Raw genomic sequence first — 12,971 nt, forward strand, 5'->3', positions numbered from 1 at the left:
TTGATGGCTATAGCATGTTGAGCCGCCGCGGCGCGCTCCCGATAATCCGTTTCGTCATAAGCATCTGTGTTCTTCTTCTAAGCCACCGGAGTCTCCCATGTCGACACAAGTGAGCGGCCAGACGGCGCTCGGCGACAACGCCGCAAGGCAACTTGCCAATGCCACCAAGACCGTCCCGCAGCTTTCCACCATCACGCCGCGCTGGCTCACGCACCTGCTGCAGTGGGTCCCGGTGGAAGCCGGCATCTACCGCCTGAACCGCGTCAAGGATCCGGAAGCCGTGCAGGCCACCTGCACCGCGCGCGAGGACGAGGGCGTGCTGCCGACCACCTTCGTGCCCTACGAAGAGCAGCCGCGCGAGTACTTCCTCAACGCGGTCAGCACCGTGCTGGACGTGCACACCCGCATCTCCGACCTCTACAGCAGCCCGCACGACCAGATCAAGGAGCAGCTGCGGCTCACCATCGAGACCATCAAGGAGCTGCAGGAAAGCCAGCTCATCAACAATGCCGACTACGGCCTGCTGGCCAACGTCGACGACAGCCAGCGCATCTTCCCGCTCACCGGCGCGCCCACGCCCGACGACATGGACGAACTGCTGAGCAAGGTGTGGAAGGAGCCCGCCTTCTTCCTCACCCACCCGCTGGCGATCGCCGCCTTCGGCCGCGAATGCACGCGGCGCGGCGTGCCGCCGCCCACGGTCAGCCTGTTCGGCTCGCAGTTCATCACCTGGCGCGGCATCCCGCTGATCCCGTCCGACAAGGTGCCGGTGGCCGACGGCAAGACCAAGATCCTGCTGCTGCGCGTGGGCGACAAGCGCCAGGGCGTGGTCGGCCTGTACCAGCCCGGCGTGGCCGGCGAGCAGGGCCCGGGCCTGTCGGTGCGCTTCATGGGCATCAACAACCAGGCCATCGCGTCCTACCTGATCTCGCTGTACTGCTCGCTGGCGGTGCACTCGCCCGACGCGCTGGCCGTGCTCGATGACGTGGAGATCGGCAAGTACCATGACTATGCAGACACCTACCGGTAATGCCGCCGCGGGCGGCGCGCTGCCGGAGGTGCCGGCAGCCACGCTGCCGGCCGGCCTGCCCGACCCCGCCACGCTGGCACGGCTGGCGGCCGGGTTCTTCCGCGCGCTGCCCGGCCACGCCGCCGCGCCCGAAGTGAACGCCGGCAGCGGCGCGGTGGGCGGCCTGCCCTCGGCGCTGCCGGCGGCCGCGCCGCTGCTGTCCTCGCTCAGCAACCCGGCTCCCGCCGGCTCGCCGCTGGCCGGGCCGGGCGGCAGTGGCACCGGCGTGCCCGGCCTGCCGCCGCAGGACGCGCTGCAGGGCCGCGTGCCCGGCGCCAACCTGCTGCCGGGCGCCCCCACGCACGTGCTGTCGCTGGGCAACCGCGCCCCCGCGCTGGTGCCGCACGGCACGGCGCAGAACGGCCTGCCCGACAACGTGGTGGCGATCGCGCCGGCGCTGGAGCCGCGTGCCGGCGGCACCGCGCTCGGCGTGCCCGAGGCCGACGGCCTGGGCGCCACCGCCGCGACGCCAGCCACGCCCTCGCCCTACTACTTCCTCGACCACGCCGCCCGCGGGCCTGCAACGACCACGCCGGCCACCTTGCCGGGCACCACCGTCGACCCGCGCGCCTTCGGCCTGCCGGACGAGCACGCGCTGCGCGACCTGCTGCCGCTGCGGCGCTTCGAACCGTCCGCAGCGCCGGGCGCGGGCCACGGCCCGCACGCCCACTACGCGCTGGAAGAGGCACGCGCCGCCGCGCACCCGCGCGAAGCGCGGCGCGGCACACCGTTCGCGCCGGCGCGCCCGCCGTTCGACATCGAGGCCGTGCGGCGCGACTTCCCCATCCTGGCCGAACGCGTCAACGGCAAGCCGCTGGTGTGGTTCGACAACGCCGCCACCACGCACAAGCCGCAGGCGGTGATCGACCGCCTGGCCTACTTCTACGCGCACGAGAACTCCAACATCCACCGCGCGGCCCATGCGCTGGCCGGCCGCGCCACCGATGCCTACGAACACGCGCGTGAAACGGTGCGGGGCTTCATCGGCGCCGCCTCGCCCGAGGAGATCATCTTCGTGCGCGGCACCACCGAAGCGATCAACCTGATCGCCAACTCCTGGGGCGAGCAGAACATCGGCGCCGGCGACGAGATCATCGTCTCGCACCTGGAGCACCACGCCAACATCGTGCCGTGGCAGCAGCTGGCCGCGCGCAAGGGCGCCGTGCTGCGCGTGATCCCGGTGGACGACAGCGGCCAGGTCCTGCTGGATGCGTACCGCAAGCTGCTCGGCCCGCGCACGCGGCTGGTATCGGTGACGCAGGTCTCGAACGCGCTCGGCACCGTGGTGCCGGTGGCGGAGATCGTGGACCTGGCCCACCGCGCCGGCGCGCTGGCCCTGGTCGACGGCGCGCAGTCGATCTCGCACCTGCGGGTCGACGTGCAGGCGCTGGACGCCGACTTCTTCGTCTTCTCGGGCCACAAGATCTACGGCCCGACCGGCATCGGCGTGGTCTACGGCAAGCGCGCGGTCCTCGAAGGCATGCCGCCCTGGCAAGGCGGCGGCAACATGATCGCCGACGTCACCTTCGAGCGCACGGTGTTCCAGCCGCCGCCGGCGCGCTTCGAGGCCGGCACCGGCAACATCGCCGATGCAGTCGGCCTGGGCGCGGCGCTCGACTATGTGTCGCGTCTCGGCATCGAGCGCATCGCGCACTACGAGCACGAACTGCTGGCCTACGCCACCAGCGTGCTGGCCCCGGTACCCGGCGTACGCCTGGTCGGCACCGCGCGCGACAAGGCCAGCGTGCTGTCCTTCGTGCTGCACGGCTACACCACCGAGGAGGTCGGCCGCGCGCTCAACGAAGACGGCATCGCGGTGCGCTCCGGCCACCACTGCGCCCAGCCGATCCTGCGCCGCTTCGGCCTGGAAGCCACGGTGCGGCCCTCGCTGGCGTTCTACAACACCTGCGACGAGGTCGACGCGATGGTGGCCACGGTCCGGCGGCTGGCGGGACGGCGCCGCTGAGGGAGAGGCCGCGAAGGCGGGCGCGGCGGCGCGGGCGGCTCCCCGGGGCAGGGCGCCGGCGCGCCGCGCGCGCCTGGCCACGCCGCCCCCCGGGGCGCACGACTTCATCGAGGGAACGGCCCGGCGGTACCATGAGATGATGCGCTCCCCCCCTCCCCCCGGAAGTCAGGAAGCCAAACATGCAAGAGCAGGATCGCCAGGTGAGGGAGCCCGCCCACGGCAAGCCCGGTCAAGCGGTGACGGCCGGCTAAGACCACGTCGGGGCCGGCTTGGAGCCGGGTCCGGCCCCAGCCGGCGGCGGCCGTGCGGTCCGCCGCGGCGCCCCGTTCCGGCAAGGAATCGTCCAGGGCGACTTCAGCCCGGAGCTCCGCGCGCCGTTATCCTTCGGATTGGTTCGATCTTGCGTCCTGCCGCCCGCCTTCCCCGGAGCGGCAGGCGCTTCCCGATGGATATCTCATGGATCACCCCGACCCCAGCCAGGGCCATGGCGCCGACGCGGAGGCACAGGCAGATTCCCTGCCGGCGGCCGGGCGGGAATCCGCCCTCGATCCGGCACGCATCAGCCTGGCGCTGCAGGACCTGGCCTGGCTGCAGTGCCGGGGCCAGCTGCTCGGGCGCGGCGGCGCGGCGATGTCGACCATCCTGCTCGGCGTCGATCCGGTGGCGCGGCTGTTTTTCTTCGAAGGCTGCCGCACGCCAGCCGAACAGGATTTCCTGCTGGCCTCGGGCGAGGTGCGGTTTTCCGCCCGGCTGCGCGACGTACCGATCGGCTTCCCGATCCTGAACCCGCGCACGGTGCGCTACCGGGGCGGGCTGGCCTGTGCCGCCGAATTCCCCACCCGGCTCGACTTCGACGAGCGCCGCGAGCAGCCGCGCGTGCAGATCGCGCCGGAGTACAACTTTTCCTGCACGCTGCCGGCGCGGGACGGGCGCGTGCAGCGGCTGGGCATCGACAACCTGTCGCAGACGGGCGTCGGCCTGCGCTCGAGCGCGGCGCAGCAGGACGTGCTGCCCACGGGTACCGTGGTGGAGCGCTGCGAACTGCACTTCGGCGTGCACGGCATGATGGAAGCAACATTGCAGGCCACCGGACACGGCATCATCCGGCGCCATGCGCTGGTCCAGCACCTGGTCGGCTGCCGCTTCCTCGCCCTGGACCCGGCGCAGCGGACCTTCCTGCAGCGCCTGGTCTACCGTTTCGAGACGGCCGGCCGCGAGATGTAGGCCTGCCGCACCGCGGGCCGGCGCCCGGCGGCCAATGCAGGGACTAGGTCGAGCCGCGCTCGACGACACGGAAACCGACATCCACCACCGCCGGCGCCGCCGACTCTCCCCGGCAGCGCGCCAGCAGCAACTGCGCCGCCCGGGTGCCGATGCCGGCGCCGTCGACCTGCACCATGGTCAGCGACGGGCTCAGGTGCGCGATCCGGCCATCAGGCCCAAGCTGCTGGAGGCGGGCTTCGAGATCGTGGCCAACACGCCGGAGCAGTTCTCGGTCCTCCAGGCCGGTGAATTCGCGCGCTGGAAGAAGGTCATCGAGGTCGGCAAGATCTCGGCGGACTGAGCGCGCGGCGGCCGGGCGCGCCAACCCGTCCTCAGTCCCCGGCCAGCTCCGCCAGGTGGGATGCCAGGCCGCCACCGCCGCCGGCGGCATTGACGTGCTCGAAGTAGCCGTACCACCCCGACGCCTCGATACCCGCCAGCAAGGCATCCCGGGCCGCCGCGTCAGCACAGCGCCAGATGCCCAGGTAGCGATGGCCCGCGGCACGCTCGACCCCGGCATCGGCCCGGCCCAGAGACAGGATCTCGATCCCGAGCGCTCCAAGGCCTTGCATGCCCTGGGCGATGCCGGCCAGGAAGCGCTCGCGCTGTTCCGGTGCCAGCGTCCGCCACGCCGGCTTCGGCGTGTACAGCTCGACGAGATAGTGATGGCCGGATGTGGTCATGTCGTTCCCCTTGTTGCGGTTCCGCGGTTCCGCGGTTCCGCGGTTCCGCGGTTGCGTTGTTGCGCTGCTGCGCTGCTGAGTTGCTGGGCCGATTCACGGCATCCCTACTTCACGTTGCGCAAGGCACGCTTGCAGATGCGCGCGGTGGCCTGCGCCGGGCTCTGTGCCGACCACTGCTCGCACAGCGCACTGACCCAGCGCGGCTGGTCCTTGGCCGCGTCGTTGAGCCAGTTGGCCACCGAGTCCTGCACATAGCCTGACGGATCGGCCCGCAATGGCGACAACACCGGCAGGGCCATGGCGGGATCCTTCTTCAGCGGTGCCAGGTGCGCGCACCAGACACCGCGCGGACGCAGCGCCTCGCAGGCGAAGCGGCGCAGGCGCTCCGAGGGCAGCGAAGTCCATCCCGCCAGCCGCTCGATCGCGGCGGGCAGCGCCGCAGCCAGGTGAGGTCGCAGTGCCAGCCAGGCCCATTCGCGCACACCGAAGTGCGGATCGTCCGCCAGCTGACGGATCGCGTCCAGGCGCGCGTCCAGGTCCAGGCCGGGCTGCGCGCCGATCATGAAGCAGGACCAGCCCCGCACCGTGTCGGAGCCGTGCCGGGCGCAGGCGTCGATGCCGGCGCCTCCCAGTTCCGCCCACAGCAGGTCGGCGATGCAGCGCATGCGCTGCAGGATGCCCTGCCGGCACGCCATCCCGGCGGCCTCGTGCAAGGGCGGCGGCAGCGCCGGGAATACCGCGCCCAGCAAGCGCGCCTGGTCCACCGCCAGGCACTCCGCCAGCGTCGCGCTCTGCAACTCGCCGCGCGACAGGGCGGCAAGCACGTCGGGGGCGATATCGGCGGCGCGGCTCGCGCCCTTGCGGGTTGCCGCCGCGTTCGCCGCGTTCATGCGCCCCGCTCCGCCGTACGGGCGGCCAGGTCCGCTGCCACCTTGGCGAGCAGCGCCGAGAGCTGGTGCCGCTCCGGCTCGGACAGGCCGCCGAACAGGCCGGCGATCCAGCCGCCATGCTGCGCGAACACAGTCGCGGCCAGTTGCTTGCCCTTGCGCGTGAGCCGGACCTGCACGCCGCGACGGTCCTCGGCATCGGCCCGCCGCTCGACCAGGGCCTCGCGCTCCAGGCCATCGAGCAGGCCCGTGACCGTGGCGCGCGTCACGCCGGCCTGCTCGGCCAGCACCTTGGGCGCGATGCCCGCGCCGGCCGCGTCCAGCAGGAACAGCAGCACGAAGCGTCCTTCGGACAATCCATGCGGCGCCAGCATCGCCGCGCAATCGCGGTCGATCGCGGCGGCCAGCGACAGCGCCTGGAAACACAGGCGGATATTGTCCACGTCCGGCAGCCCACGGCGTTCCGCCTCGTCCAGCAGGGCCCGGTATTTTTGCTCAAGCTCAATCATAGTCGCCATATTATATGGCGCCTAATTACATGTCAAAGATCCGGCGCAGCTCAAGTACGACCTCGACCTGCAGAAAGCGGCAGCCTCGCATATCCGCGGCGAGGCGGCGGACGCCTGAGCCGGCACGCCGCGCCGGTCCGCTCCCCCAGGAAACTCCTGAACGGCAACCGCCAATCCGCGACAGTCTTGCGCGCACGTCCTGCCGATAATCGTCCCGCGATCGCATCCACGGCACGCCCCTTGCGCAGCCGGGCGCGATCCGCGCACAACGATATCGAGCATGGAGACCGCAATGCCCACCCCAATCCCCGACGCCGAACTGCGCGCCCGCCGTGAGCGCATCGTGCTGGACCACTTCGCCGACGAGGTCCGGCAGGATTTCGACGCGGTGCTGTCGACCTTCCCGCACCCGCACTACGAACTGATCGCCACCGGGCATGTCTTCGACGGCCATGACGATGTCCGGCGCTACTACGCGCAGAGCCGCCAGGCCTTCCCCGACCAGCGCAGCGAGATCATCCAGCTGCGCCACGCCGACGATGCCGTGGTGGTGGAGTTCTGGCTGCTCGGCACGCACCGGGGCAACCTGAACGGGCTGCCGCCCACCGGCAACCCGTTCCGCTGCCGCATGACGGCCTTCTTCCTGTTCGACGGCGACAGGCTGGCCTGCGAGCGCATCTACTACGACAGCCTGTCCATGCTGCGGCAACTGCTGGCCGGCCTGCCGGCCGAGCGCAGGCACCAGGCCATCGAGGCCTTGCTGGGCGACGCCCGGGCGCCCGCGACGGCCACCGCCTGAGCGGCATGTTCCCCACCGAAATCCGGAGACATCGACCATGACCCTGCCAGAAGCCACCACCCACCAGGATCGCCTGCTGACCCTCAATGTCGAGACGGCGCCGCGCCTGCCCACCGAAGTGCCGGGCGTGACCATCACGCCATTGTTCCTCGACCGCGAGAATGGCGTCTGGGTACTGTACGGCTGCTTCGCCCCCGGCACCGTGCTGCCGACGCATTTCCACACCGGTACCGTGCATTTCTACACGACCAAGGGACGGTGGAACTACGTGGAGTATCCCGGCGACCCGCAGACCGCCGGCAGCTACCTGTACGAGCCGGGCGGCTCGATCCACACCTTCTCGGTGCCGGCGGAGGCAAGCGAGGCGGCGGAGGGCATCATGGTCGTGCACGGCGCCAACATCAATTTCGTCGGCGGCGAATACCACAGCATCATGGACGCGGGCGCGATCGAATCGGCGATCCTCGGCGCGGTGCAGGCCGGCATGATGCCGATGCCGCGCTATATCCGCCCCAGGGGCGGTGCGGAATTCTCGGTCGGCTGAGGCACCGGCCGGGATGCGAGCCCCGGCGCCGGCCCGACATCGAGCCAAGCCTCAGGCCAGGCGGCGCAAGGCCTCCTGGTCGAGCAGCGTGACACGCCCGTAGTCGAGCCGGAGCATCCCCTGCGCCTCCCATTCCTTGAGCTGGCGGTTCACGCTCTGCCGCGAGACGCCAAGCATCTGCCCCAGGTCTTCCTGCGACAGCCGCAGCGCCGCCGGCTCTTGCGGGACGCCCGTCGCGGACAGGTCGTGCGCATGCTTTGCCGCCAGCAGCCGGCGCGCCAGCCGCATGGGCAGCGGCAGCAGCATGGTCTCGTCGATCCACTCCAGTGCCCAGCGGTAGCGCCGGCAGACCAGGCGCATGAACTCCAGCAGGAAAGCCGGCCGCTCGTCGACGATCTCGTGGAAGGAAGTGGCCGGCACCATCAGCAGTTCGCTGTCGACCATCGCGCGCGCATCGTAGACACGCGGCGCATCGATGAAGAGCGACACCTCACCGAACCATTGGCCCGACTCCAGCATGCTGAGCACCGCCTCCTTGCCGCTGGCCGCGGTGACGCTGAAGCGGATCTGGCCTCGCTCCACGCAGAACAGCGCATCGGGCGACGAACCGTAGGTGAACAGCACGTCGCCCCGGGCCAGGCGCTTGCGGATGGCGTGCGCGCGCAGCAGGGCTTCCAGTTCCGGTGAGAGCAGTTCGGCAGGAGCACCTTCCGGCCTGGTGGTGGAGTGGTCTCGCATGGTGTCGGACGGCATCGCGCGACTTCGGGAAAACGACCGCTGCAATATACCAAGCCATCCCCGCGCCGCGGAATGGCCGGCGACGGCGAGAAGGGTATTCCCCCATCCGCGACTGCCAAAAGGCGACAGTGTCCCGCGCGCCCGCTGCCGACAATCGATGCGGGCGCGACAAGTCACACCGCTCGCCCGCGCCGATCGCCCGCAGCGATGGCATCCACCCGAGACAAGACCAGAACAGAACGGAGACATCCCCCAATGAGCCTCGCCACGCCAACAGGCGCACGCCTGCCCGCACCGGCCCATGCCGGCCCCACCGTGCCTGCCGTCCATGCCGCCCCGACGGGAGCGGCGCGATGAACGGGCGTACATCGATCCCGGCACGCGCGGGCGACGAGGCTGCGCTGTTCCACCGCATCGGCTGGCGGCTGCTGCCGGTGCTGTGCCTCTGCTATGTGTTCAACTACCTCGACCGCACCAACGTCGGCTATGCGCAGTTGCAGATGAAGGAACAGCTGGCCTTCAGCGATGCCGTGTTCGGCCTGGGCGCAAGCCTCTTCTTCGTCGGCTACGCGGTGTTCGAGGTGCCGAGCAACCTGCTGCTGGCGCGCATCGGCGTGCGCGCGACGCTGCTGCGCATCCTGTGCCTGTGGGGCCTGGCCTCGGCGGCGATGATGTTCGTGCGCACGCCGACGCAGTTCTACGCACTGCGCTTCCTCATCGGCGTGTTCGAGGCCGGCTTCGCGCCGGGCGTGCTCTACTACCTGACGCTGTGGTTCCCGCGCCGCCGGCTGGCGCAAGCCACCGCGCTGTTCTTCATGGCGTTCAGCGTGGCGCCGATCCTGGCCGGTCCCATGGCCGGCGCGATCATGACCTACCTCGATGGCGCCGCCGGCCTGCGCGGCTGGCAATGGCTCTATCTGCTGGAGGGCATCCCCTGCGTGCTGCTGGGCATCGTGGCCTTCCGCACGCTGCCGGACCGGCCCGCCGAGGCCGCCTGGCTGCACGAGGCCGACAAGGCAAGGCTGCAGGCACTGCTGCGCGCGGACTCGCCCGCGCCGCCGGCCGATCCCCACAGCGGCCTCGGCGCCGCCATGCGCGATGCGCGCGTCTGGGTACTGGGCTTCGTCTCCTTCCTGCTGATCCTCGGCATCTACGCGCTCGCCTTCTGGCAACCGACCATGCTCAAGGGCATGGGGCTGACGGTGATGCAGGTCGGCCTCTACGCCATCGTGCCCGCCACCACCGGCGTGATCGCCTCGCTCCTCGTCGGCCGGCACTCGGACCGCACCGGCGAGCGCCGCTGGCACTTCGCCGCGGGCGCCCTCGCCGGTGCGGCCGGCCTGATGCTGACCACGCGCTTCCAGCACGATGCCTTGCCGGCGATCCTGTGCCTCGCGCTGGCCGCGGCCGGCACCTCCAGCGCGTTCACCGTGCTGTGGTCCATGCCGGGCAGCCTGCTGTCGGGACGCAGCGCGGCCGCCGGCATCGCCATCGTCAGCACGGTCGGCGGCAGCGCGGGCATGGTGGCGCCGGTGGCGGTCGGCGCCATCAAGGCGGCCACCGGCGGCTTCACGTTGAGCCTGCTGTTGCTCAGTTCGGCCCTGGTGCTTGCCGCGCTGATCTTCGTACTGTATTTCCGCCCCGGCCGGCCGGCGATGAGCGGGCCTCGCCGGGCGGAAACGGCCTGATCAAAGGGCGTCAACGCGCGGCCGCAGCCGGCGGCGGCGCGCACGACTCGCGCACCACGAGATGCGGCGTCAAGCTGACCTCCCGGCGCGCAGGCGCGGCGCCTTCCTTGCCCTGTGCCGCGCCGTCGATGGCACGCAGCACCATCTCGGCGGACGACGTGCCTGCCGCCTCCAGGTCCCAGCTCACCGCGGTGATGGCCGGCGAGAAGAGCTGCGGCAGGTCACCGTCGCCGATGCAGATCAGGCTGACATCGCGCGGCACGCGCAGTCCGCTCTGCTTGAGCGCCTGCAGCACGCCGGAGAGGATGCGCGTGCCGAGGCAGAGAAAGGCAGTGGGACGTGCCGGCGCCGACAGCAGGGCCAGCGCATCGCTGAACGAGAGATCCATGGCCGAACGGCTGGTGCGCACCAGCGCCTCATCGGCCGGCAGGCCGCGCTCGGCGAGGGCCGCGCGGTAGCCCTCGATGCGCTCGCGCCCGGGGCGCAGCGCGCCATCGGACGACATCAGCGCGATGCGGGTGTGGCCGAGATCCAGCAGGTAGCGCGTGGCCTCGCCGGCACCACGGCGATGATCGACGTGCACGCCGGCGCCGTGCGCGCCGAAGTCGCGGTCCAGTGCCACCACCGGCAGGTCGCGCGCGATCTGTTCGAGATAGGCCGGCCGCTCTTCCTCGCACGGTCCCAGGATCAGGCCGTCCACGCGGCGCCGGCGGAACAGGTCCACCATCATCCGCTCCTGTGCCTTGCTGTTGTGCGTGTTGCCGACCACCATGGCGTAGCCCTCGCGCTGCAGGCGGGTCTCGACCGCGGTGATGATGCGGCCGTAGAGCGGGTTGGCGAGGTCCGAGACCAGCACGCCGATGACGCCGGAAGTGCCGGTGCGCATGCTCTGCGCGATCGGGTCGGGCGCGTAGGCGAGCGCCTTGGCGGCTCGCTCGACCGCCTGTACCGCGGCTTCGCTGACCGGCCCGCTGCGGTTGAGCGCGCGCGAAGCGGTGCCGACGGAAACGCCGGCGGCGCGGGCGACGTCTCGGATCGTGACCCGCGCGGGCGGGTCGGCGCGTTGGCTGCGCGGTGGACTGCTCATATCGTGCTCAGGGGCCGGTGGGCGGTTGCCGGGGATTCTTGGAGGGGAGAGACTGGCCTGGCGCAGCTCGGGGGCCATGTCTTGCCCGGCCGGCCATTATCGCCGAAGCGGCTGCGCAGGCCGATGCGGTTGCGCGGGCGATGCCCGGTCCACTGAACTAGTCCACGGAATCGCTGAAATCGGTCGGTACCTGCCATGCCAATTCAATGATTCAGTGGTCTAGTAGACCGCCCGTCCGCCACTGATATCGAACACCGCGCCCGTGCTGAAGCTGCATGACGGGGAGCACAACCAGGCCGCCATCTCCGCCACCTCCTCGACGCGCACGAAGCGCTGCATGGGCACGCGCTCCAGCAGGCGCTGGCGCAGCAGCTCGCGCTGCGCCGCGTCGTGCGTGCCGAAGATCTCGGTATCGGCCGCGCTCGGCGTGATGCAGTTGAGCAGCACGCCGCTGGCCGCCAGCTCCTTGCCCAGGCTCTTGGTCAGAGAGATCAGCGCCGCTTTCGAGGCCGCGTAGGCACCGGCGAAGGGATTGCCTTCCTTGCCGGCGATCGAGGCCACGTTGACCACGCGCCCCCAGCCGTCGGCCACCATCATTGGCACCACGGCCTGCACGCAGTGCAGCGCGCCCAGCACATTGATGTCGAAGACGCGCTGCCATGCAGCGGGAGCCACCTGTACGGTGGGACCGTTCGGCCCCAGGATGGCCGCGTTGTTCACCAGCAGGGCGGGCCGGCCGAGCGCGGCGACGGTGTCATCCAGCGCGGCCCGCACCTGTGCGGCGCTGCTGATGTCGACCGCCACCGCGGCCACGGCGCGATGCTGCGCACGCAACACGGCGGCGGCCGCTTCCACGGCCGCGGGGTCGAGGTCCCACAAGGCCACGGCATGGCCCTCGGCGGCGAGCCGGCCGGCGATCGCCAGCCCGATGCCGCGCGCCGCGCCCGTGACCACGGCCACCCTTGGCACCGGCACCGGTGCGAGGATCCGCTCGGCAGGCGCGCTCATCGTGCCACTCCGATGCGGCGGATCGGCTCGCTGCCGTCCCAGCCCTGCGCTGCCTGGGCGATCATGGCGAAGTACTCGCCCTTGCCGCCCGCCATCTCCGAGATCTCGACGATATTGCCCGGCAGGTCCGGATGCACGTAGTAGGCAAAGCGCCCGCGCGCGCCCATGCGCCCGCCGTGGCCCTCGACATAACCGCGCGCGCGCAGTGCAGCGCCATCGGCATCGAAGCCGTCGTCGGTCCAATAGGCGATGTGCTGCATGCCCTCGGCGCCGCGCGCGAGCGAATCCAGGTAGAGCGAGGGCGCATCGTTGCGCTGCTGGATCAACTCGATCTGCACGCCGCCGGAGTTGGCCAGCGCGATCGACAGCGCCGGCAATGCCGACGGCGCGCCGTAGTAGCGGAACTCCGTGGTGCCGACCTCTTCCTTGTAGAACCAGGGCCCCACGCCCAGCACCTCGCTCCAATGCCGCATCGCCTTCTCGATGTCGTGCACCACGTAGCCGATCTGGCGTACCGCGCCGAACCGCAGGCTCATTCCGCTCTCCTTGTCCGATGGTCTGATGTGATATGGAAACGATTCCATTCAAGCAGTCTAGAGGAATTGCGAGGTACTGTTTTCCTAGCGTTAACCATGATTGTTATGTCATCAATGGTCGCCGAGACTCTTATAGAAACGTTTCCACTCCTTTAAAAAAGAAGACCCTGGAGCCGAGGCTGCCACCCCAGCCG

Annotated in this window: 14 protein-coding genes; 6 read left to right on the plus strand and 8 right to left on the minus strand. The window is 70.6% G+C overall.

The window, feature by feature from the left end:
- The first annotated feature begins 97 nt into the window (after positions 1–97).
- The 3 genes from BKK81_RS19405 to BKK81_RS19415 all read left to right on the plus strand — a co-directional run bounded on the left by BKK81_RS19405 (position 98) and on the right by BKK81_RS19415 (position 4,259).
- Positions 98–1,030, plus strand: a complete 933-nt coding sequence (locus tag BKK81_RS19405) for a family 2A encapsulin nanocompartment shell protein (protein ID WP_071016896.1) — start codon at positions 98–100, stop codon at positions 1,028–1,030.
- Entirely contained in the window at positions 1,005–3,035 is a 2,031-nt protein-coding gene (locus BKK81_RS19410) for a family 2A encapsulin nanocompartment cargo protein cysteine desulfurase (protein WP_071016897.1), read from the plus strand. The genes BKK81_RS19405 and BKK81_RS19410 overlap by 26 nt, the downstream gene beginning before the upstream one ends.
- A gap of 456 nt (positions 3,036–3,491) precedes the next feature.
- On the plus strand, positions 3,492–4,259 hold the full coding sequence (locus tag BKK81_RS19415; RefSeq protein ID WP_071016899.1) for a flagellar brake protein: 768 nt from the start codon (positions 3,492–3,494) through the stop codon (positions 4,257–4,259).
- 43 nt (positions 4,260–4,302) lie between these two features.
- On the opposite strand, the gene BKK81_RS36925 is transcribed toward BKK81_RS19415, so the two are convergent.
- From BKK81_RS36925 to BKK81_RS19430, 4 genes are all read right to left on the minus strand, one after another.
- Complete coding sequence (locus tag BKK81_RS36925; RefSeq protein WP_083384271.1) at positions 4,303–4,746, minus strand: substrate-binding domain-containing protein; 444 nt, start codon at positions 4,744–4,746, stop codon at positions 4,303–4,305.
- On the minus strand, positions 4,631–4,981 hold the full coding sequence (locus BKK81_RS19420) for a DUF6616 family protein (RefSeq protein WP_071016901.1): 351 nt from the start codon (positions 4,979–4,981) through the stop codon (positions 4,631–4,633). The genes BKK81_RS36925 and BKK81_RS19420 overlap by 116 nt, the downstream gene beginning before the upstream one ends.
- 104 nt (positions 4,982–5,085) lie before the next feature.
- A complete protein-coding gene (locus tag BKK81_RS19425; RefSeq protein ID WP_071016902.1) occupies positions 5,086–5,871 on the minus strand; it encodes a DNA alkylation repair protein in 786 nt (261 codons plus the stop codon).
- The gene (locus tag BKK81_RS19430) at positions 5,868–6,374 is read right to left on the minus strand and encodes a MarR family winged helix-turn-helix transcriptional regulator (protein ID WP_071021858.1); all 507 of its coding nucleotides are present in this window, start codon (positions 6,372–6,374) and stop codon (positions 5,868–5,870) included. Before BKK81_RS19430 ends, BKK81_RS19425 begins: the two co-directional genes overlap by 4 nt.
- Before the next feature lie 295 nt (positions 6,375–6,669).
- Here BKK81_RS19430 and BKK81_RS19435 point away from each other — a divergent pair, with 295 nt between their 5' ends.
- A complete protein-coding gene (locus BKK81_RS19435; RefSeq protein ID WP_071016904.1) occupies positions 6,670–7,176 on the plus strand; it encodes an ester cyclase in 507 nt (168 codons plus the stop codon).
- Positions 7,177–7,213: 37 nt separating this feature from the next.
- Complete coding sequence (locus tag BKK81_RS19440; RefSeq protein WP_071016906.1) at positions 7,214–7,720, plus strand: 2,4'-dihydroxyacetophenone dioxygenase family protein; 507 nt, start codon at positions 7,214–7,216, stop codon at positions 7,718–7,720.
- 51 nt (positions 7,721–7,771) lie between these two features.
- Here BKK81_RS19440 and BKK81_RS19445 read toward each other — a convergent pair whose 3' ends face one another.
- The gene (locus tag BKK81_RS19445) at positions 7,772–8,458 is read right to left on the minus strand and encodes a Crp/Fnr family transcriptional regulator (RefSeq protein ID WP_071021861.1); all 687 of its coding nucleotides are present in this window, start codon (positions 8,456–8,458) and stop codon (positions 7,772–7,774) included.
- Between the two features lie 353 nt (positions 8,459–8,811).
- On the opposite strand from BKK81_RS19445, the gene BKK81_RS19450 reads away from it, so the two are divergent.
- Complete coding sequence (locus BKK81_RS19450; protein WP_071016908.1) at positions 8,812–10,146, plus strand: MFS transporter; 1,335 nt, start codon at positions 8,812–8,814, stop codon at positions 10,144–10,146.
- Between the two features lie 10 nt (positions 10,147–10,156).
- Here the strand turns inward: BKK81_RS19450 and BKK81_RS19455 are convergent, their stop codons facing one another.
- From BKK81_RS19455 to BKK81_RS19465, 3 genes are all read right to left on the minus strand, one after another.
- The gene (locus tag BKK81_RS19455; protein ID WP_071016909.1) at positions 10,157–11,233 is read right to left on the minus strand and encodes a LacI family DNA-binding transcriptional regulator; all 1,077 of its coding nucleotides are present in this window, start codon (positions 11,231–11,233) and stop codon (positions 10,157–10,159) included.
- 219 nt (positions 11,234–11,452) lie between these two features.
- A complete protein-coding gene (locus BKK81_RS19460) occupies positions 11,453–12,241 on the minus strand; it encodes an SDR family NAD(P)-dependent oxidoreductase (RefSeq protein ID WP_071016911.1) in 789 nt (262 codons plus the stop codon).
- The gene (locus BKK81_RS19465; protein ID WP_071016913.1) at positions 12,238–12,777 is read right to left on the minus strand and encodes a VOC family protein; all 540 of its coding nucleotides are present in this window, start codon (positions 12,775–12,777) and stop codon (positions 12,238–12,240) included. The genes BKK81_RS19460 and BKK81_RS19465 overlap by 4 nt, the downstream gene beginning before the upstream one ends.
- Between the last annotated feature and the right edge of the window lie 194 nt (positions 12,778–12,971).

Source organism: Cupriavidus sp. USMAHM13, from assembly GCF_001854285.1.
In the GTDB taxonomy this organism is placed as follows: Bacteria; Pseudomonadota; Gammaproteobacteria; order Burkholderiales; family Burkholderiaceae; genus Cupriavidus; species Cupriavidus malaysiensis.

Bases quoted from the DNA above. Each gene is read 5' to 3' on its own strand.
- BKK81_RS19435 (WP_071016904.1), top strand. From the start codon at position 6,670: ATGCCCACCCCAATCCCCGACGCCGAACTGCGCGCCCGCCGTGAGCGC.
- BKK81_RS19455 (WP_071016909.1), bottom strand. From the start codon at position 11,233: ATGAGCAGTCCACCGCGCAGCCAACGCGCCGACCCGCCCGCGCGGGTC.
- BKK81_RS19460 (WP_071016911.1), bottom strand. From the start codon at position 12,241: ATGAGCGCGCCTGCCGAGCGGATCCTCGCACCGGTGCCGGTGCCAAGG.
- BKK81_RS19410 (WP_071016897.1), top strand. From the start codon at position 1,005: ATGACTATGCAGACACCTACCGGTAATGCCGCCGCGGGCGGCGCGCTG.
- BKK81_RS19425 (WP_071016902.1), bottom strand. From the start codon at position 5,871: ATGAACGCGGCGAACGCGGCGGCAACCCGCAAGGGCGCGAGCCGCGCC.
- BKK81_RS19465 (WP_071016913.1), bottom strand. From the start codon at position 12,777: ATGAGCCTGCGGTTCGGCGCGGTACGCCAGATCGGCTACGTGGTGCAC.
- BKK81_RS19415 (WP_071016899.1), top strand. From the start codon at position 3,492: ATGGATCACCCCGACCCCAGCCAGGGCCATGGCGCCGACGCGGAGGCA.
- BKK81_RS19440 (WP_071016906.1), top strand. From the start codon at position 7,214: ATGACCCTGCCAGAAGCCACCACCCACCAGGATCGCCTGCTGACCCTC.
- BKK81_RS19445 (WP_071021861.1), bottom strand. From the start codon at position 8,458: ATGCGAGACCACTCCACCACCAGGCCGGAAGGTGCTCCTGCCGAACTG.
- BKK81_RS36925 (WP_083384271.1), bottom strand. From the start codon at position 4,746: ATGCCTTGCTGGCGGGTATCGAGGCGTCGGGGTGGTACGGCTACTTCG.
- BKK81_RS19405 (WP_071016896.1), top strand. From the start codon at position 98: ATGTCGACACAAGTGAGCGGCCAGACGGCGCTCGGCGACAACGCCGCA.
- BKK81_RS19420 (WP_071016901.1), bottom strand. From the start codon at position 4,981: ATGACCACATCCGGCCATCACTATCTCGTCGAGCTGTACACGCCGAAG.
- BKK81_RS19450 (WP_071016908.1), top strand. From the start codon at position 8,812: ATGAACGGGCGTACATCGATCCCGGCACGCGCGGGCGACGAGGCTGCG.